General features: G+C 73.2%; 20 protein-coding genes and 3 tRNA genes. 12 read left to right on the top strand and 11 right to left on the bottom strand.

Translation table 11 applies throughout. The features are described 5' to 3' along the window. Positions 1 to 16: 16 nt before the first annotated feature. The 3 genes from L615_RS03100 to L615_RS03090 all read right to left on the bottom strand — a co-directional run bounded on the left by L615_RS03100 (position 17) and on the right by L615_RS03090 (position 2,645). Positions 17 to 388, bottom strand: coding sequence for a Crp/Fnr family transcriptional regulator (locus tag L615_RS03100; protein WP_028656984.1), 372 nt, complete (start codon positions 386 to 388; stop codon positions 17 to 19). 131 nt (positions 389 to 519) lie between these two features. After that, positions 520 to 1,767, bottom strand: coding sequence for an arginine deiminase (locus tag L615_RS03095; RefSeq protein WP_145724078.1), 1,248 nt, complete (start codon positions 1,765 to 1,767; stop codon positions 520 to 522). Between the two features lie 35 nt (positions 1,768 to 1,802). Then, complete coding sequence (locus L615_RS03090; RefSeq protein ID WP_145724077.1) at positions 1,803 to 2,645, bottom strand: prephenate dehydratase; 843 nt, start codon at positions 2,643 to 2,645, stop codon at positions 1,803 to 1,805. Between the two features lie 87 nt (positions 2,646 to 2,732). Between L615_RS03090 and L615_RS03085 the strand changes: the two genes are divergently transcribed. Then, on the top strand, positions 2,733 to 3,131 hold the full coding sequence (locus L615_RS03085) for a DUF4446 family protein (protein WP_028656987.1): 399 nt from the start codon (positions 2,733 to 2,735) through the stop codon (positions 3,129 to 3,131). 309 nt (positions 3,132 to 3,440) lie between these two features. On the opposite strand, the gene L615_RS03080 is transcribed toward L615_RS03085, so the two are convergent. Further along, positions 3,441 to 5,024, bottom strand: coding sequence for a YegS/Rv2252/BmrU family lipid kinase (locus L615_RS03080; RefSeq protein WP_028656988.1), 1,584 nt, complete (start codon positions 5,022 to 5,024; stop codon positions 3,441 to 3,443). 115 nt (positions 5,025 to 5,139) lie between these two features. Between L615_RS03080 and L615_RS03075 the strand changes: the two genes are divergently transcribed. The 4 genes from L615_RS03075 to L615_RS03060 are packed head-to-tail and all read left to right on the top strand — an operon-like array spanning position 5,140 to position 8,995. After that, entirely contained in the window at positions 5,140 to 6,135 is a 996-nt protein-coding gene (locus tag L615_RS03075) for an aldo/keto reductase (RefSeq protein ID WP_028656989.1), read from the top strand. A 60-nt stretch (positions 6,136 to 6,195) separates the two neighbouring features. Continuing rightward, positions 6,196 to 7,476: a serine--tRNA ligase gene (serS, locus tag L615_RS03070; protein ID WP_145724076.1), complete on the top strand. Its 1,281-nt coding sequence runs from the start codon at positions 6,196 to 6,198 to the stop codon at positions 7,474 to 7,476. After that, entirely contained in the window at positions 7,473 to 8,342 is an 870-nt protein-coding gene (locus L615_RS03065) for an HAD family hydrolase (protein WP_145724075.1), read from the top strand. The genes serS and L615_RS03065 overlap by 4 nt, the downstream gene beginning before the upstream one ends. Continuing rightward, positions 8,339 to 8,995, top strand: coding sequence for a hypothetical protein (locus L615_RS03060; RefSeq protein ID WP_145724074.1), 657 nt, complete (start codon positions 8,339 to 8,341; stop codon positions 8,993 to 8,995). The genes L615_RS03065 and L615_RS03060 overlap by 4 nt, the downstream gene beginning before the upstream one ends. A 15-nt stretch (positions 8,996 to 9,010) precedes the next feature. Here L615_RS03060 and L615_RS03055 read toward each other — a convergent pair whose 3' ends face one another. The 4 genes from L615_RS03055 to L615_RS03040 all read right to left on the bottom strand — a co-directional run bounded on the left by L615_RS03055 (position 9,011) and on the right by L615_RS03040 (position 11,789). After that, positions 9,011 to 9,613: a bacterial proteasome activator family protein gene (locus tag L615_RS03055; RefSeq protein ID WP_028656993.1), complete on the bottom strand. Its 603-nt coding sequence runs from the start codon at positions 9,611 to 9,613 to the stop codon at positions 9,011 to 9,013. Between the two features lie 185 nt (positions 9,614 to 9,798). Continuing rightward, entirely contained in the window at positions 9,799 to 10,776 is a 978-nt protein-coding gene (locus L615_RS03050) for an NAD(P)H-quinone oxidoreductase (protein WP_145724073.1), read from the bottom strand. Positions 10,777 to 10,835: 59 nt separating this feature from the next. Then, on the bottom strand, positions 10,836 to 11,159 hold the full coding sequence (locus L615_RS03045) for a DUF6457 domain-containing protein (RefSeq protein ID WP_028656995.1): 324 nt from the start codon (positions 11,157 to 11,159) through the stop codon (positions 10,836 to 10,838). Positions 11,160 to 11,204: 45 nt separating this feature from the next. Beyond that, positions 11,205 to 11,789, bottom strand: coding sequence for a molybdenum cofactor guanylyltransferase (locus tag L615_RS03040; RefSeq protein ID WP_232221851.1), 585 nt, complete (start codon positions 11,787 to 11,789; stop codon positions 11,205 to 11,207). Positions 11,790 to 11,826: 37 nt separating this feature from the next. On the opposite strand from L615_RS03040, the gene L615_RS03035 reads away from it, so the two are divergent. Beyond that, the gene (locus L615_RS03035; RefSeq protein WP_145724072.1) at positions 11,827 to 12,615 is read left to right on the top strand and encodes a carbon-nitrogen hydrolase family protein; all 789 of its coding nucleotides are present in this window, start codon (positions 11,827 to 11,829) and stop codon (positions 12,613 to 12,615) included. Between the two features lie 24 nt (positions 12,616 to 12,639). Further along, entirely contained in the window at positions 12,640 to 13,671 is a 1,032-nt protein-coding gene (locus tag L615_RS03030) for a hypothetical protein (RefSeq protein ID WP_145724071.1), read from the top strand. A gap of 98 nt (positions 13,672 to 13,769) precedes the next feature. On the opposite strand, the gene L615_RS03025 is transcribed toward L615_RS03030, so the two are convergent. Further along, positions 13,770 to 13,857 (bottom strand) — tRNA-Ser (locus L615_RS03025). Between the two features lie 101 nt (positions 13,858 to 13,958). Between L615_RS03025 and L615_RS03020 the strand changes: the two genes are divergently transcribed. From L615_RS03020 to L615_RS23055, 3 genes are all read left to right on the top strand, one after another. Then, complete coding sequence (locus L615_RS03020) at positions 13,959 to 14,420, top strand: hypothetical protein (protein WP_145724070.1); 462 nt, start codon at positions 13,959 to 13,961, stop codon at positions 14,418 to 14,420. A 112-nt stretch (positions 14,421 to 14,532) separates the two neighbouring features. Then, positions 14,533 to 14,623 (top strand) — tRNA-Ser (locus tag L615_RS03015). Between the two features lie 183 nt (positions 14,624 to 14,806). Beyond that, complete coding sequence (locus L615_RS23055) at positions 14,807 to 14,944, top strand: hypothetical protein (protein WP_186449703.1); 138 nt, start codon at positions 14,807 to 14,809, stop codon at positions 14,942 to 14,944. A 55-nt stretch (positions 14,945 to 14,999) separates the two neighbouring features. On the opposite strand, the gene L615_RS03010 is transcribed toward L615_RS23055, so the two are convergent. Continuing rightward, complete coding sequence (locus tag L615_RS03010) at positions 15,000 to 16,001, bottom strand: LuxR family transcriptional regulator (protein WP_028656999.1); 1,002 nt, start codon at positions 15,999 to 16,001, stop codon at positions 15,000 to 15,002. Between the two features lie 86 nt (positions 16,002 to 16,087). Here L615_RS03010 and L615_RS03005 point away from each other — a divergent pair. Further along, positions 16,088 to 16,160: transfer RNA gene (locus L615_RS03005), tRNA-Arg, on the top strand. A gap of 507 nt (positions 16,161 to 16,667) precedes the next feature. After that, on the top strand, positions 16,668 to 17,846 hold the full coding sequence (locus tag L615_RS03000; RefSeq protein WP_222430421.1) for a thiolase family protein: 1,179 nt from the start codon (positions 16,668 to 16,670) through the stop codon (positions 17,844 to 17,846). Positions 17,847 to 17,936: 90 nt separating this feature from the next. On the opposite strand, the gene L615_RS23050 is transcribed toward L615_RS03000, so the two are convergent. After that, on the bottom strand, positions 17,937 to 18,119 hold a 183-nt coding region (locus tag L615_RS23050; protein ID WP_222430420.1), incomplete at its 5' end, for a hypothetical protein.

Below are 18,119 nucleotides of genomic sequence, written 5' to 3'. Positions count from 1 at the left end.
CGGCGCGGGTCGCGGGTCAGGCGCCGGAGACGCGCGACTGGGCGACGTCGACGAGGGCCTGGTGGAAGGCCGGCCACTCGGCGTCGAGCTCGCGCAGCGTCTCGTCGGTCAGGTGGATGGTGTCGAGCGGGGTCAGCGCGACGATGGTCGCGTTGCGCAGCTTCTGGCCGACGATCGCCGCCTCGCCGACGATGTCACCGGCGCCGAGCTGGGCGATCTCGACGCCGTCACGGCGGACCGAGACGGTGCCGGAGAGCAGGATGTACGCCTTGTCGGCGGGGGTGTCCTCCCAGATCGGCGACCAGCCCTCGGGGAGCTTCACCCGCCGTCCGGTCGCGCTGATCCGCGCGATCTCCTCGGGCGTGAAGTGCTCGAAGAACGTTGCCATGCTGACCCTTTCGCTGTGCCCGGCGACGTGCCGCCGCCCGGGCTCCCCATGTCCAGTCGACCTTAGCCGCCTGCGCACACCACGAGGAGTGGCGTCCCGACACCTGTGACAACGCGTCCGGGGCGGTCGCGTTACCCCACCGGCAGCGGGTCGCGCGACACCGGGCAGCTCATGCACCGCGGGCCACCGCGGCCCGAGCCCAGCTCGGAGCCCGCGATCCGGATCACCTCGATGCCTTCCTCCTCGAGCCGGGCGTTGGTGCCCTCGTTGCGCTCGTAGGCGACGGCCAGGCGCGGCGCGAGCGCCAGGGTGTTGTTGCCGTCGTCCCACTGCTCGCGCTCCGCGGTCACCGGGTCCAGGCCGGTGTCGATGCGGTGGAGGGTGTCGATCTGCATCGCCTTCGCGGCCGCGACCAGGAAGGGCTCCGGCGCAGCGACCTCCAGCTCGGGGGAGCCGGGCTCGCGCGGCGTGACGGCGTACGCCGTCAGCGTGTCCGCGATGTTCGGGTACATCACGACCTTGTCGACGTCGACCATCGTGCACACGGTGTCGAGGTGCATGGTCGCGCGTTCCTGGGCGATGGGGACGGCCAGGACGGTGCTCGCGAGGCCGCCCGCGAACACCTGCCGGGCGAGCCGCTCGGCGCCGGCCGGCGTCGTGCGCTCCCCGACGCCGACCGCGATCACGCCCGGCGCGAGCAGGAGCACGTCGCCGCCCTCGACGTGCTCGAGGTGGTGGCCGTGGATCCGGCCGGTGCGCGCGAAGCGCGGGTGGAAGTGGTAGATCAGCTCGGTCAGCTGGGTCTCGCGACGCCGTGCCGGCATCGCCAGCGACGTGATCGCCACCTTGTCGCGCAGCCACACCGAGGAGTCGCGGGTGAACAGCAGGTTCGGCAGCGGTGCGACGAGGAAGGTCTCGTCGGGCAGCAGCGAGGTCACCAGGGTGCCGGTCGCCAGGCCCGAGCGGACCTCGTCGTTGCGCACCCCGGCCGTGAGCAGGTAGGTCAGCTCCTCCGGCGAGGCGTCGGCGAACATCGCGCGCAGGTAGGCCCGCACCGGGTCGCCCAGGTCGCGCCCGCTCATCCCGGTCAGCGTGGTGTCCGTGACCGCCGCGCGGGCCGCGGGCTGCTGCAGCGTCTCGGTCAGCAGGTCGGTCAGGTTGAGCACCTCGACGTCGCGCCCGCGCAGGGCCTCCGCGAACGCGTCGTGCTCCTCCTGCGCGCGGGCCACCCACGGGATGCCGTCGAACAGCAGCCGGTCGTTGTTGCGGGGGGTCAGGCGCTGCAGCTCGGGACCGGGCCGGTGCAGGATCACTGACCGGAGCCGGCCGACCTCGCTGTCGGCGCCGAGGGGCGGGTTCGCCTGGGTCTGGGCCACCATGACGACACCTTAGGCGTCGTGGCCCGACGGGCCGGTCAGCCCTCGCTGACGCCGCGGAACGGGTCGGCGGGGTAGACGCCGAGCACCTTCACGTCGGTGGTGAAGAACTCCAGCTCCTCCAGCGCCCGCTTCAGGCCCGGGTCGTCCGGGTGGCCGTCGACCTCGGCGAGGAACTGGGTGGCGGTGAACTCGCCGTTGACCATGTAGCTCTCGAGCTTGGTCATGTTGATGCCGTTGGTCGCGAACCCGCCGAGGGCCTTGTAGAGCGCGGCTGGCAGGTTGCGCACGTTGAACACGAAGCTGGTCACCACCGGGCCGTTGCCGGCCGGTGCCGCCACGAAGTCGGGGGAGAGCAGCACGAAGCGGGTCGTGTTGTGGTCCTCGTCCTCGACGTCCTCGCGCAGGATGGTCAGCCCGTAGATCTCCGCGGCCAGCGGCGGCGCGATCGCGGCCTGGGAGAGGTCGCCGGCCTCGGCCACCTCGCGGGCGGCGCCGGCCGTGTCGCCGGAGATGAGCGGGGTCAGCCCGAGCTCGCGGATCACCTTGCGGCACTGGCCGAGCGCGTGCACGTGGCTGTGCACCGTGCGGATGGTGTCGACCGTGGCACCGGGGTTCGCCATCAGGTGGAACTGGATGCGCAGGAAGTGCTCGGCGACGATGTGCAGCCCGGACTGGGGCAGGAAGTGGTGGATGTCGGCCACGCGGCCCGCGATCGAGTTGTCGATCGGGATCAGCGCGAGGTCGCAGTCACCGCTCGCCACGGCGGCGAAGACGTCCTCGAAGGAGGCGCAGGCGACCGCCTCGGCGTCCGGGTAGTGCTGCTTGCACACGATGTGCGAGTTGGCGCCGGGTTCCCCCTGGTACGCGATGCGGGCCATGGCGTCAAGGGTAAGTCCTGCGGCTGTGCGTCCCGACGGCGGCGCGTACGGCGGGATCGCGGGCCGGCGCCGACTACGGTCTGGCCCATGGCCGTCGTCCTCTCCGCGCTCGCCCTCGTCGTCGCCGTGGCCGCCCTCGTCGTGGCCCTCCGCAACGGTCGAGCCGCCCGCACCCGCACCGCCGACGACCTGCCCGCCGACGCTGCCGGCCTGCGTCGCGAGGTCGCCGCCCTCCGGGCCGAGGCCGCCGGCGCCCTGCGCCACCTCGCCGTCGTCCGCTACGACGCCTTCGAGGAGATGGGCGGCCGGCTGTCGTGGTCCCTCGCCCTGCTCGACGACGCCGGCGACGGCGTCGTGCTCACCTCGATCCGCGGCCGCAACGAGGCCCGCACCTACGCCAAGTCCGTCGCCGCCTGGAGCAGCGACCAGGAGCTCTCGCCCGAGGAGAACGAGGCCGTCGCCCACGCCCGTATGGCCCGGAGCTAGCTGGACGCCACGCCGGCCTCCCAGTGGTCGAGGTGCGACGAGCGCCAGCGAGGAGCCTCTGAACCAGCGGGCCTGCAGGGCGGGCTGTGGTGGGCACAGCCCGGTGCACCATGGCCGGTGGTTTCGAGGCTCGGCGCCGGGGCGCCTCGCACCTCAACCACCGGCGGCTGGCGAGGGCGCCCGCGGCCGACCTGAGCCCGGTGATGGAGGCGCGAGGCTGCCCGCGGCCGGACCTGAGCCCGGTGGTTGAGGTGCGACGAGCGCCAGCGAGGAGCCTCGAAACCTCCGGGCCTCCCTGTCCCCGGTGGGTCAGAGGGTGCGGGGGACGCGGACGAGGACGCGGCCGTGGATGCACTCCATCCGCAGCTCGGTGCCGACGCCGATGGTGTCGCCGTCGAGCTGGCGGGGGACGTCGCCCGAGGCGCGGACCACGACCTTGCGGCCGGTCATCCGGGCGACGGACTCGCCGGCGTTGCGCTCGCGACGGGTCAGCACCCGCAGCACCAGCGGGATCCAGCTCAGGAACCGGCGGGGGTAGAGGAGCACGACGTCGAGCTGGCCGTCGTCGATGGCGGCGTCGGGCAGCAGCATCATCCCGCCCTGCAGGCTGCCGACGTTGCCGATCACGCAGGTGCGGGCGCGGTGCTTCGTGAACGGCATGTCGTCGATGGAGATCTCGAGCTTCATCGCCGGGAACATCAGCGCCTTCAGCGCCGACAGCACGTAGGCCAGCCAGCCGACCTTCTTCTTGATGTCCTCGTTGACGCCCTCCATGATCGCGGCGTCGAAGCCCATCCCGGCCATCACCATGAAGTGGCTCGGCTCGAGGCCGTCCCCCTCGACGGCGACCATGTCGATCGCCCGGTCCTGGCCGGTGAGCGCGACGTCGACGGCGGCCCGGATGAACAGCGGGATCTCGAGGTTGCGGGCGAGCAAGTTGCCGGTCCCGGCGGGTACGACGCCCACCGCGATCCCGGTGCCGGCGAGCTCGGCGCACACCTCGCGCACCGTCCCGTCGCCGCCGCAGACGATGACCAGGTCGGCGCCGTCGACGGCGGCCTGCTCGGCCTGCCCGGTGCCGGAGTCCTCGACGGTGGTGAGGTACCACCGCGGCTCGTTCCAGCCGGCCTCGCTCGCCATCTGCGCCACCATCGCCTGGAACTGCTCGACCGACTCGACCTTGATCGGGTTCAGCACGACGGCGAGGTTGCGCCGCGACGGGAAGGGGTCCGGCAGCGGCTCGGCCTTGGCGGCGTGGCTGCGCGGCAGCGGGTTGTAGAGCGCGACCCCGAGCACCACGAGCGCGACGCCGAGCAGGGTGCCGCCCAGCACGTCGCTGGGGAAGTGCCGCCCGAGCAGGATCCGGTCGGCGGCGACGAGCACGAACGTCAGCACCGCGACCGTGCACACGAGCCGGCGGATGGCCGCGCGCCGCACGAGCATGAGCGCGAGCAGGATGACCAGGCCGCAGAAGGCGGCCGTCGACGTCGTGTGTCCCGACGGGAACGCGTTGGAGTGCAGGAAGTACTCCGGGTCCTGCCACTGCGGGCGGCCCCGGCCGACGAGCACCTTGACGCCGTAGGTCGCGAGCGCGGAGGCCGCCATCACGATCGCGACGAGCACGCCGGCGCGGCGGTGGCCCTTGACGAACATGGCGACCGCGAGCACCGTGCTCGCCACGGTCATCCACAGCGTGCCGAAGGCGACCTCGATCCAGCGCAGCGGGTCGGCGAGCCACGACCGGTCGCCGGCCCACTCCTTCGCGTCGGCGCCGGGGGCGTCCAGGTCGGCCACCACGGACCATTCCGCAGCGACGGCTGCGGCGACCCCGGCGAAGAGCACGAGGAGGATCAGCGAGGCCAGGAGCGGAGTCTTCCGGGGACGGTCGAGCACCCACGGAGGATAGGCCACCGCGCCCCCCGGACCGCAGGTCGCGGCGACGTGGTGTTGCTGACGTGGCGGTGGCTGCCGGCCGGCCGGGCCTCGGGCCGCTGGCTACCGTGGGGGCGTGACCGACTCGTCGTACACGCCCACGCACCGCCACCTCGGCCGCTCCGGCCTCGTCGTCTCCGCCGTCGGCCTCGGCTGCAACAACCTCGGCCGCGCCGGTGCGGCCACGGAGTCGCAGGAGGGCTCGGACCGCGTCGTCCACGCCGCCCTCGACGCCGGCATCACCTTCTTCGACGTCGCCGACACCTACGGCGCCACCCCCGGCCTCGCCGAGGAACGGCTCGGCAAGGCCCTGGGGGCCCGGCGGTCCGAGGTCGTCGTCGCCACCAAGTTCGGCATGGACATGCAGGGCGTCAACGGCCCCGACTTCGGCGCCCGCGGTTCGCGCCGCTACGTCCGCACCGCCGTCGAGGCGTCGCTGCGCCGGCTCGGCACGGACTGGATCGACCTCTACCAGTTCCACACCCCGGACCCGGCCACCCCGATCGACGAGACCCTCTCCGCCCTCGACGACCTGGTCCGCGAGGGCAAGGTCCGCTACCTCGGCCACTCCAACCTGTCCGGCTGGCAGGTCGCGCAGGCCGAGTACGTCGCGCGCGAGCTCGGCGTCGAGCGCTTCGTCTCCGCGCAGAACCACTACAACCTCGTCGACCGCCGCGCCGAGCTCGAGGTGCTGCCGGCTGCCCGTGCGTTCGGCCTCGGGGTGCTGCCGTACTTCCCGCTCGCCAACGGCCTGCTCACCGGCAAGTACGCCTCCGGCCAGGCGCCGGAGGGCTCCCGGCTCTCCCGCACCCGCCAGCACCTGCTCGAGACCGCCACCTCCCCGGAGCTCAAGGCCTACTCCGAGTTCGCCCGCGAGCGCGGCGTCTCCGAGGTCACCGTCGCCATCGGCTGGCTGCTCGCCCAGGAGCCGGTCACGTCCGTGATCGCCGGCGCCACCGCCGTCGAGCAGGTCGCCGCCAACGCGCAGGCCGACCGCTGGGTGCCGACCCCCGAGGACCTGGCCGCCCTCGACGACCTCTTCCCCGCCCCGGAGCGCATCGCCTTGTTCTAGCTTGTCGGCGTCGGGAAACCGATGCGCGGGGCTGCCCGCGCGGCGGATAGCCTGAGCGGCATGATCGACCCGCGCATCCTCCGTGACGAGCCCGACCGCGTCCGTGCCTCCCAGGCCAAGCGCGGCGCGTCTGCCGACGTGGTCGACCGGGCCCTCGAGGCGGACGCCGCGCGGCGGGCCGCGATCTCGACCTTCGAGGAGAAGCGGGCCGAGCAGAAGGCGTTCGGCAAGCAGGTCGCCCAGGCCAGCGGTGAGGAGAAGCAGGCGCTGCTCGAGCAGGTCAAGCAGCTCTCCGCCCAGGTCAAGGATCTCGAGGCCGCGCAGGCCACCGCCGAGGAGGCGTGGACCAGCGCGCTCAAGGCGATCCCCAACGTCGTCGCCGACGAGGCGCCGAGCGGTGGGGAGGACGACTTCGTGGTCCTCGAGGAGGTCGGCACGCCCCGCGACTTCGCTGCGGAGGGCTTCGAGCCGCGCGACCACGTCGAGCTCGGCCGGATGCTCGGTGCGATCGACCTCGAGCGCGGCGCCAAGGTCAGCGGCAGCCGCTTCTACTTCCTCACCGGCGTCGGCGCCCAGCTCGAGCTGGCGCTGGTCAACCTCGCCATGGAGCAGGCGCGCAACGCCGGCTTCACCCAGGTCATCGCGCCGTCGCTGGTGCGCGGCGAGGCCATGGCCGGCACCGGCTACCTCGACCAGGGCGGCGGCGAGGACGTCTACCGGATCGAGGGCGAGGACATGTACCTCGTCGGCACCTCCGAGGTGCCGATGGCGGCGTACCACTCGAAGGAGATCCTCGACGGCGCCAGCCTGCCGCGGCGCTACGCGTCGTTCAGCCCCTGCTTCCGCAAGGAGGCCGGCTCGCACGGCAAGGACACCAAGGGCATCATCCGCGTCCACTGGTTCGACAAGGTCGAGATGTTCATCTACGCCTCGCTCGAGGACGCTCCCGCCGAGCACCAGCGGCTGCTGGCGTGGGAGAAGGAGTTCCTCGACAAGCTCGAGCTCGCCTACCGCGTCGTCGACATCGCCGCTGGCGACCTCGGCGCCAGCGCCATCCGCAAGTTCGACTGCGAGGCGTGGATCCCCACCCAGGGCAAGTACCGCGAGCTCACCTCGACCTCGAACTGCACCGACTTCCAGACCCGCCGCCTGGAGACCCGCGGCCGGTTCGGCGACCGTACGGCGCCGATCGCGACCCTCAACGGCACGCTGACCGCCATCACCCGCGCGATCGTCGCGATCCTCGAGACGCACCAGCAGGCCGACGGCTCGGTGCGGGTCCCGGCGGCGCTGCAGCCGTTCATGGGCGGCCTCGAGGTCCTCGAGCCGGTGCGGTCGTGACCCGGCCCGCGCCGGGCGAGCCGGGTTGGCGCCCACGGCTCGTCGCCCTCGACATCGACGGCACCCTGCTGCGCTGGGTGGCCGGGCTCGGGATGAGCCACGAGGAGGTCACCCCGGCGGTGCACGACGCCGTGCAGCGGGTCCTCGACGCCGGCGCGCACGTGGTGCTGTCCTCGGGCCGGGCGCCGCACAACATGACGGTCGTGGCCGACATGCTCGACCTGCACGGGCACGGTGAGAAGCTCTGGATCGTCGCCGCCAACGGAGCCGTCGTGCTGCGCTACCCGCCGGCCGAGGTGGTCCACGAGGTCACCTTCGACGCCCGCCCGGCCGTCGCCGCGGTCCTCCGCGAGCACCCCGAGGCGCTGGTCGCGGTCGAGGAGCGGGGCGTCGGCTACCGCGTCTCCGCCCCCTTCCCGGACGGCGAGCTCGGCGGCGAGACCATCGTCGCCGCCGTCGAGGAGATGGTCGCCGAGCCCGTCAGCCGCGTGATCATCCGTGACCCGGCGGCCACCGCCGAGGACTTCGTGAAGCTCGCGGAGCGGCTCGGCCTCCAGGGCACCGACTACGTCGTCGGATGGACCGCGTGGCTCGACCTGGCCCCGGTGGGGGTGTCCAAGGCATCCGGCCTGGAGTACGTCGCCCAGCAGCTCGGCATCGACCGCGACGAGGTCCTCTCCATCGGCGACGGCCGCAACGACATCGAGATGCTCGAGTGGTCCGGCCGGGGCGTGGCCATGGGCCAGGCGGTCGACGAGGTGAAGGAGGTCGCCGACGACGTGACCGCGAGCGTCGACGACGACGGCGCCGCGCTCGAGATCGGCCGCTGGTTCCCCGCCCCCGGATCTGGTGGGATGGACGCGTGAGCTCCCCCGCCCGACGGCTGCTCCCTGCCGTCCTGACCGCCGTGCTGACCGGTGGGCTGGCCGCCGCGCCGCTGCTGCCCGCGAGCCCGGCGGCCGCCGTGCCGTCAGCGATCCCCGCCGACTGCGGCGCCCTCGACGTCACCGACACCGACGCCGTGGTCACCGCCGCCGAGGGCACCGACGACGTCTTCCTCGGCCGGGTGGTCCGCGCCGTCACCCGTGGAGCCGGGACCGGCCCGGCCGCCGGTGGCCCGCGCAACCTGCGCTACGAGGTCGTGGTCGACCAGGCCGTCGTCGGCGACCTGGCCGCCGACCAGCGCCGTGAGCTGGTGCTCGTCGGCGTCGAGGGCCGGCAGGACCCGCTGCGCCGCTCGCGGCGCTACCTGTTCTTCACCACCGGCGAGAACTCCGAGCTGCGCGCCGACGGCTGCGAGGGCTGGGCCTCCGGCTCGATGGTCGACGCGGCCACGCTCGGCGAGATCCGCGCCGCGCTCACCGCGCCGCCCGAGCCGCCCGAGGTCGCGCTGTCGCGGCCCGACGGCGCGGGTGACCCGCCGGACCTCGGCCGGGTGGTCGCACCGGGTGCGGCGATCAGCTTGGTCGGGATCCTCGGGCTGGTGCTGCTGTCGCGGGTCGGCCGGCGCCGGTCCTGAGCCTCCGGGGACTGCTCAGAGGTACATGCCGCCGGAGCGCGGCTCGTCCTTCTGCTCCTCCTGCGGGGCACCGCCCTGCTGCGGGTGCTGCTCGCCGCCCTGGCCGCCGAGGGTGAGGCCCGGCGGGAGCGCGCGGCGGATCTGCTCGAACTGTGCCCGCGCCGCCATCTGCTGGGCGTAGATCGCGGTCTGGATGCCGTGGAAGAGGCCCTCGAGCCAGCCCACCAGCTGGGCCTGCGCGATGCGCAGCTCGGCCTCGGACGGCGTCGCCTCCTCCGAGAACGGCAGCGACAGCCGCTCCAGCTCCTCGACCAGCTCCGGCGCGAGACCCTGCTCGAGCTCGGCGATCGAGGAGCGGTGGATCGCGGCGAGGCGGTTGCGGCTCGCCTCGTCCAGCGGCGCCGCCTTCACCTCCTCGAGGAGCTGGCGGATCATGCTGCCGATGCGCATGACCTTGGCCGGCTGCTCCACCAGGTCGGTCAGCGCGCGCTCGTCGCCGTCCTCCTCGTGGTCCTCCTTGCCGCCCTCGGACTGCTCGACGGCCGACGCAGGCACCATCCCGATCGGCTGCCCGTCCGGTCCCACCACCACGATCTGCTCGTCACCGCTCTCGGTCATGCCTCCCAACCTAGCCCGACTCCCGCAACCACCGAGGTGTGAGGTTCTGCACCGCGAGGTGTGAGGCTCTGCGCCGCGAGGTGTGCGGGTTTGCACCGCGAGGTGCGCCTCATGGTGGCGCGAGGTGCGGGTTGTGGTGGTGCGAGGTGCGGGTCGTGGCTGCCCGAGGTGCGTCGTACGGCGGCTCAGGGGGTGAGCAGCACCTTGCCGATGTTGTCGCCGCCCTCGATCCGCCGGTGCGCCTCGGCGACCTCGTCGAGGGGGAGCACCGCGGACACGACCGGCCGGACCGACCCGTCGGTCACCAGCGGCCACACGTGCTCGACCACCGACGCGCAGATCCGGGCCTTGCCCTCGACCGGGCGGGCGCGCAGCGCGGTCGCGATCACGGCGCCCCGCTTCGAGAGCAGCTTGCCGATGTTCAGCTCGGCCTTCGTGCCGCCCTGCATCCCGATGATGACCAGGCGGCCCTCGGTGGCGAGCACGTCGACGTTGCGCTCGAGGTACTTCGCGCCCATGTTGTCGAGGACCACGTCGGCGCCGTGCCCGTCGGTCGCCTCCCGCACGACCTCCACGAAGTCCTGCTCGCGGTAGCTGATCGCCACCTCGGCGCCGAGCTCGCGACAGCGGGCGAGCTTGTCCTCGCTGCCGGCGGTGGTGAACACCCGCGCGCCGAGCCGAGAGGCGAGCTGGATGGCGAAGGTCCCGATCCCGCCGGCGCCGCCGTGCACGAGGAAGACCTCGTCGGGGCGCAGGCCGGCGACCATGAAGACGTTGGACCACACCGTGCACGCCACCTCGGGCAGCGCCGCCGCGGTCACCAGGTCGACGCCGTCGGGGACCGGCATCACCTGCCCCTCGGGTACGACGACGAGGCTGGCGTAGCCGCCGCCGGCGAGCAGTGCGCAGACCTGGTCCCCGACCGCCCAGCGGGTGACGCCCTCACCCACGGCGGCGACGGTGCCGCTGCACTCGAGGCCGATCACCTCCGACGCGCCGGGCGGGGGCGGGTAGTGGCCCTGGCGCTGCAGCAGGTCCGCGCGGTTGACCGCTGTCGCGGCGACCTCGACGAGCACCTCGCCCGGCCCGGGCGTGGGGTCGGGCAGCTCGGTGACGACGAGGGTCTCGGGACCTCCGGGCTCGGACTGGGTGACGGCGCGCATGGCGCCAGTTTGGCAGGACGCTGATCGCCGGCGGCGGGTCGCCGGGCCGGGCAGCAGGGCTAGACGAGGGAGTCGGAGTCCTCGTAGTCGGCGTCGGCCAGCTCCTCGAACTCGACGTCCTCGTCGACCTCGTCCTTCGCGCCGGCCGGGCGGTCCCACGACTCGGCGAGGCCCTGCGCGCGGGCAGCCAGCTGCTCCACCTCCTCGGGGTTCGCGCCCTGCTCTGCGGCGGCGAAACCGAGCAGGAAGGCGGTCACCACCCCGGCGGCCGGGTGGACGTTGTCACGGGTGATCCCGGAGAGGTCGACGAGCAGGCCCTCGTCGGCCTCGGCCTCGATGTCGAGGACGTCGCACAACTCATCGATCCAGTCGTGGAGGTTCACCGTTCCAGAGTGAGCCCTCAGCCCCGGCCTGACAAGGGTCGGGCGTCAGCGGCCCTCGGCCTCCGCGGCGAGGTCGCGCAGGTCGGTCCAGGTGTCGACGTCGCGTGCCTCGGAGCCGATCGCCGGGACGTCGACGAGGTCCAGCGGCTCGAGCAGGGCGCGGATGGAGAGGCCGTGCTGCTCCTCCCGGCCGGGCCGTACGGCGTCCAGCCGGTCGGTCTCGACGACGAACGCCAGCTGGCGCCGCCCGTCCTGCGTGAGCACCGCGCCCTCGTGCCCGACCGCGGCCTCGTGCAACCGCCGGAAGGTCGAGGACGTCAGCTTCGGCATGTCGACGGCGAGGACCGCGATCGTCGGGAACCGCCGCAGCAGCGAGTCCCGGCCGGTCAGCAGCCCCGCGGCCGGTCCGCCGTGGCGCGGGTCCTCCAGCACGAAGGTCGCCGGTCGCTCGGTCGGCACCTGGTGCCCGACGACGACCACCTCGCCCGCGTCGACCACCGCGTCCAGCGCCCGGTCGAGCAGCGACCGGCCGCCGAGCTCGATGCCGGCCTTGTCGGCGCCTCCCAGACGGGCGGCCTGCCCGCCGGCGAGGATGACGGCGGCGAATCCGGACAGTCCCAGCTCGATCACCGCACCAGTCTCCCAAGCGCCTGCCTAGGCTTGCACCGTGACCGCCCCCACGTTGCGCATCGCACTGGTCCAGGCCGCCTCCGCGCTCGAGCCGGAAGCCAACCGCGCCACGCTCGCCGAGCTCGCGGGCCGCACGGCCGACACCGACCTGATGGTCTTCCCGGAGGCGTTCGCCCGCGACTTCGGCGAGGCCGGTTCGGACGTCAGCGCGTTCGCGGAGCCGTTGGACGGGCCGTTCGCCTCCGCCGTGTCCGCGGCGGCGACCGACGCGGGCACGACCGTGGTGGCCGGCATGTTCGAGCAGGGCCCCGACCCCGAGCGGCCGTGGAACACCCTCGTCGTGCGTGGCGGTGCCGAGGCGTCGTACCGCAAGGTGCACCTCTACGACTCCTTCGGCTACCGCGAGTCCGACCGGCTCACGGCCGGTGCGGTCGAGCCGGTGGTGGTCGAGGTCGCGGGCTGGAAGGTCGGCCTGATGACCTGCTACGACCTGCGCTTCCCCGAGCTCGCCCGCGCGCTCGTCGACCGCGGCGCGGAGGTGATCGCCGTCCCCGCCGCCTGGGTCGCCGGGCCGCGCAAGGTCCACCACTGGCGCACCCTGCTGACGGCGCGGGCCATCGAGAACACCGTGTACGTCGCCGCGGTCGGCCAGCCGGCGCCGCGCTACTGCGGCCACTCGATGGTCGTCGACCCCTTCGGCGAGGTCGTCGCGGAGGGCGGGCCGGGCTCGCCGGACGAGCCCGAGGTCGTGCGCACGACCGCCGACCGCGCCGTGCTGGAGGAGGCCCGCAAGGTCAACCCCTCCCTGCGGAACCGGCGCATGTGAGGCCATGCCCTAATCTGGCTTCCCGTGTCCCGCGCCGCCTCCCGCACCTCCTCCCGGGTGCCCCTCGAGCAGCGGATCGGTGACTTCGGCGCCTCCCGGGTGCCCCTCGTCGCGTGGTGGGTCGCCGCGGTCCTCGGCACCGCCGCCCTCGTCGCCGCGACGGTCCCGGTCGGTCCCGACTGGCTCGGCTCGATCGGCTCGCTCGTCGTCGCAACGACCTTCTCCGCCGCGCTCGCCGCGCGCACCGGTGGACGCCCGTTCGTCTTCGGCGCGCTGGCGCTCGTCATCGGGGTGCTGGCCGTCACCAGCGACCAGGACGTCCTGCTGACGGGTGCCGCCGTGTGCACCTCCGCGGTCACCGCCGTGCTGGCCGTGATGTTCACGGTCCCGGCCACCGGCTTCCTCGCCGCCGCCCGCGAGTGCCTGATCGCGCTCGTCGTCGCCGGGGTGGGGGCGATGGCGACGGTCGGCTTCGAGCCGGCGATCCAGAAGGAGCGCTTCGAGTACGTCGGCCTCGGCTTCGCGCTGCTCGGCGCGCTCGTCCTGGTCCACCGACTCGGCGCCGGCTTCCACGGCCTGGGCCGCCGCGGCCTGGTCGTGGTCGCGATCGGCGGGGCGATCCTCGCCGCGACGCTGCTCTACGCCGAGCTGCTGCGCCGCTACGGCTCCTCCGGCCTCGTCGACGAGCTGCTGTCGTGGGTGACCTGGAGCCGGGAGAACCTCGGTGCCTTCCCGCGCCCGATCGAGACCGTGCTCGGCGTCCCCGCGCTCGCCTACGGCGTGCACATGCGCGCCCGCCGCCGCCAGGGCTGGTGGGTCTGCGCCTTCGGCGTCGCCGCCACCTCCCCGACCACGACCGCGCTGGCCAACCCGGCCGTCTCGGTCACCGAGGCCACCCTGTCGGTCGTCTACGGCCTGGTCATCGGCCTGCTGCTCGGCTGGCTGCTGATCCGCCTCGACCTCGCGCTGACCGGCAACGGTGGCCGACGCAGCCGCGGCGCCGAGCGCGCCGCCGCCGTACGCCCCGAGCCGAGCCGCTTCGCCCCGCTCCTCTGACCCCCGCCGCCTCCCGGAGCCTGCGGGCGGGGGCGTGACCGCCCAGGCCTTGCCAGGACCGGGTGCGGTGTGCTGGGTCGCTGGGGCGGCGGCGGGTGTGGCAGAGGGGGCGGGATTCGAACCCGCGGTAGGTCTCCCTACGACCGCTTTCAAGGCGGTTCCGATCGGCCACTCCGGCACCCCTCCATGCCCGGGCGACGCGCACGGCGCCGCGGCGGGCAGGTGCACGAGTCTAGGAGACCCCCGCGGTTTCGCCGTGCGCGCCCGCGTCTTGTTCAATTCGGCCCATGAGCAACCCCATGGCCCCGTCGGTCTCCGACTATCGCCTCGCGCCGCCGGTCATGGCGCGCTTCGTCGGGGCCTACCTCGTGCTGCTCGCCGTGGTCCTGCTGGGTACGACGGCGCTCGCCGCCGCGCTCGACTGGTCCGCCGACGTGCTCGTCGTGGTGCTCGCCGTCGGGCTGCTCGGCCTGATCGCGCTGGCGTGGTGGCTGCGTGCCGGCCTCGTCCTCGTCCGGCTGACAGACGCCGGCTACCAGGTCCGCCTGATCCGCTCCGCCGGCGTGACGGAGGCCCGCTGGAGCGAGGTCGAGGACGCCGTCGCGGCTGCCCCCAGCGACGTCGACTGCCTCGTGCTGCGCCTGCGCGACGGCCGGTCCACCACGATCCCGGTGGAGCTCGTCGCCGGCGACAAGGACGACTTCGCCCGCGACGTCCGCGAGCACCTCAAGCGCGCCGCCGCCCGCTGACCGGCAGCCCTCCGCCGACCTGGCACGCCGGGCGGAGAGGCCGGATTGGGCGCCGTACGCCGCTGCTTGTAACCTTGCTCCGCTGGCTGGTCCCTGTGGCCGGTCGAGCGGAGGAGGCGTCGCCTAGTCTGGTCTATGGCGCCCGCCTGCTAAGCGGGTTTGGGGCTACAACCCCATCGAGGGTTCAAATCCCTCCGCCTCCGCAGCGGTGAGAGATCCGCCCGGGACACCGGGCGGATCTTTTCTCGCTTCCGGGTCACCTCGAGGACGACGATCGCGACTTCGCGGCCGGATGGGTTGCCACGGCGGCCCGGATGTACCACGCTGGATGCTCCGGAGCGTGTTCTGGGGCGATCCGCTCGCCTCTTTCGACAGGAGACCAGGCAATGAAGAAGGCTGCACGTAGGTTCGCGCTCGCGACGGTTGCGTTGATCGCGTCCGTGGGCGTCGTCTCGCTGCCGACCGCAGCGGAGGCCGACACCGGCTGGCCGTCGCGCGTCGTGGTCAAGCACATCACCCGCTGACCCTGACCACCGCTGACGCCGGGCCCGGGACCACCTCCCCGGCCCGGCACCCGCGCTACGACGCGTCCGACTCCTGCCCGGCCACGCCCAGCTGACCCATCGTGTAGCCGAGCTGGAAGCGCGTCTCCGCGTCGTACTCCTCCTTGAGCTCGGCGACGTAGCCGGCGTACGTGCGCGGGCTGACGCCCAGCCGCTTGGCGCTCACGGCGTCGGCGTGGCCCTCGATCAGCATGCGGATCGTCATCGCGCGCTGCTCGGAGGCGATCTCCTTCTGCACGCTCTGGCCTGCGCTCGAGAACGGCCGGCCGCGGGCGAACGCCCGCTCGAAGACGTCGACCAGGTAGGCCACGATCGCCGGCTCGCGTACGACGACCGCCGTGGTCGGGCTGTCCGGGGCCGGGATCAGCGCCACCCGCCGGTCGACCACGATCATCCGGTCAAAGAACTCGTCGAGCGTGCGCACCTCGGCGCCGTGCTCGGTCACCTGCGCAACGTACTTGTGCGTCGCCGGGTGCCGCCGCGCGCTGTGCTGGTAGAGCGTGCGCATCACCAGTCCGCGCTGCAGGGCGGCGATGTCGCGGGCCGCCGCCTGCTGGACCGTCCGGGTGCTGCGGTTGGCCTGCGGCTGCGCCGTCAGCAGCTCCTCCTGCGCCTCGCTGACCAGCGTGGTCAGGTAGGGCTGCACCGCGTCGCCGTGCAGGTAGAGGAACGGCCCCGACTCGTTGGCCGCCGGGGAGCGGCGCCAGCTCTGGCTCAGCGCCGCGAACGCACTCGCCCACCGCGCCGACTCCTCGATCATCCGCGCGCCCTGGGTCCCCAGCGGCGTCACGACCCGCGACTGCGCCGTGCTCGGCTCCATCGGCCGCCACGTCGTCCGCGCACTGTCGAGCTGCACCAGGCCGAGCTGGACGAGCAGGTCGAAGGCGGCCCGCGACGGGGCGTCGTCGGCGACCCTCGGATCGTCTGCCGGGATCCCGCCCTCGGCGAGGACCTGCTCGTAGAGCCCGGCTCCCTCACGCTCGAAGAGCTCGCGGTCCTCCGGCCTGATCCCCACCATGTGACCATGCTTCCACAACCGGATGCGCCGCTGATTCGGCATCGGGGCACTGCCTCGGCTATTCTCTAGCGGTCGCTCAGCGACGGGCGCCTGTAGCTCAACGGATAGAGCATCTGACTACGGATCAGAAGGTTTGGGGTTCGAATCCCTACAGGCGCGCAGGGCACGAAGGGCCGCCTCCCGACCGGGAGGCGGCCCTTCGTCGTTGCCGGGCGCCGCACCGACCGCTGTCCCCGCCCGGCAGATCGACTGCCTTCCCTGCGGCCAGACCACCCCCCACGTCCGCGGTCGCACCACCGTCCTCGCCGACGGCACCGTCGCCGTCCAGTGGTGGTCCTGCACCGCCTGCGACGAGGGCGAGGCCCTCTAGACCGGGGACGACCCGTCCAGCCCACCGACGGGTCGTCCCCCACCTCTGTATCGACAGCCACGCCGCGGGTATGGGACCTGCAGTCGTGCTCGCCACGGCAAGGCCTCGGCGGAACGGGTGGGCCCCTGGTTTCGCCGGGGTCGCACCACGCCCGCACCACGCCCGCACCGCGCCCCGCACGCTCCACCTCCTCGTGCACACCGGCGGTCTCGCGCGCGCAGGCACTGTCCAGTCAGGTGTCCGGCAGCAGGCATACTGCCTCGCGGCTGATGCTCGACCCCTGATCGGAGACTGTGATGACTGACGACAAGATCGTGCTCGTGGACGGCGCCCGGACGCCGGTCGGCAGCTTCGGCGGGGTGTTCAAGGACGTCCCCGGCTTCGAGCTGGGCGCGACCGCGTCGCGGGCCGCGCTCGAGCGTGCCGGCGTGGAGGCCTCCGACATCCAGGAGGTCGTCATGGGCTGCATCGGCCAGGTCGGACCGGACGCCTACAACGCCCGCCGCGTCGCGATCGCCGCCGGCCTGCCGACCAACGTGCCGGCGTACACCGTGAACCGGCTGTGCGGCTCGGGCCTGCAGGCGATCTGGTCCGCGGCGATGGAGATGCGCTGGAACGGCCTGGACTTCACCCTCGCCGGCGGCGACGAGTCGATGACCCGGATGCCGTTCTACGACTTCGGCGCCCGCAACGGTTACAAGCTGGGCAACCGGTCGCTGGTCGACGGCACCGTGATGATGCTGACCGACCCGTTCCACGACATCCACATGGGAGTCACCGCGGAGAAGGTGGCCGAGAAGTACGGCGTCTCCCGCACCGAGCAGGACGAGTTCGCCGTGGAGTCGCAGCGCCGCGCCGCCACGACGGAGGCGAAGGCGGCGTTCGCCGAGGAGATCGTCCCGGTCGAGGTCGGCGGCCGCAAGCCGTTCACCGTCACCGAGGACGAGCACCCGAAGCCGGGCACCACGATGGAGACCCTGGCCAAGCTGCGCCCGGCGTTCCAGAAGGACGGCTCGGTGACCGCGGGCAACGCCTCGGGCATCAACGACGGCGCCGGCGCCGTCGTGCTGGCGCGCGAGTCCGCCGCAGCCGAGCGCGGCCTCAAGCCGCTCGTGGCGCTCGAGGCGGTCGCCACCGCGGCCATGGAGCCCGAGCTGATGGGCTACGCGCCCGTGCTGGCGCTGAAGTCGCTGTTCGAGCGGACCGGCACCACGCCGTCCGACATCGGCACCTTCGAGCTGAACGAGGCCTTCGCCTCCCAGGCCGTGGCCGTCATCCGCGACGCGGGCCTCGACCCCGAGCGGGTCAACCCGTACGGCGGTGCGATCGCGCTGGGCCACCCCGTCGGCGCGACCGGAGCGATCCTGTCCGTGCGCGTGGCCAAGGACCTCGTGCGCCGCGACCTCGAGCTCGGCGTGGTCACCATGTGCATCGGCGGCGGCCAGGCCCTCGCCGCCCTCTTCCGCCGCATCTGACGCCGGCGCCGAGCCCCGCAGACGCAGGAGGCCGGCGGTCCCCCACGGGGGCCGCCGGCCTCTGCTGCTCGCGTGCTGTGCGCGGTTGCGTCAGGACGACGCGAGGCTGCTGTCGAGGTCCTCGAACGCGGTCTTCATCTGGCGCAGCGAGGTCGCCATCGCCGGGATCGCCTCGAGGGCGGACTCCAGGCCGTCGCTGACCTCCTCGTAGGAGTCGAGGAACGAGACGGAGGCGGCGTTGGTGCTGAAGCTGCTCTCGGTCAGCTCCTGGAC

Source organism: Nocardioides sp. J9 (assembly GCF_007829375.1).
GTDB lineage: Bacteria > Actinomycetota > Actinomycetes > Propionibacteriales > Nocardioidaceae > Nocardioides.
This window is presented reverse-complemented; position numbering and strand designations above follow the sequence as displayed.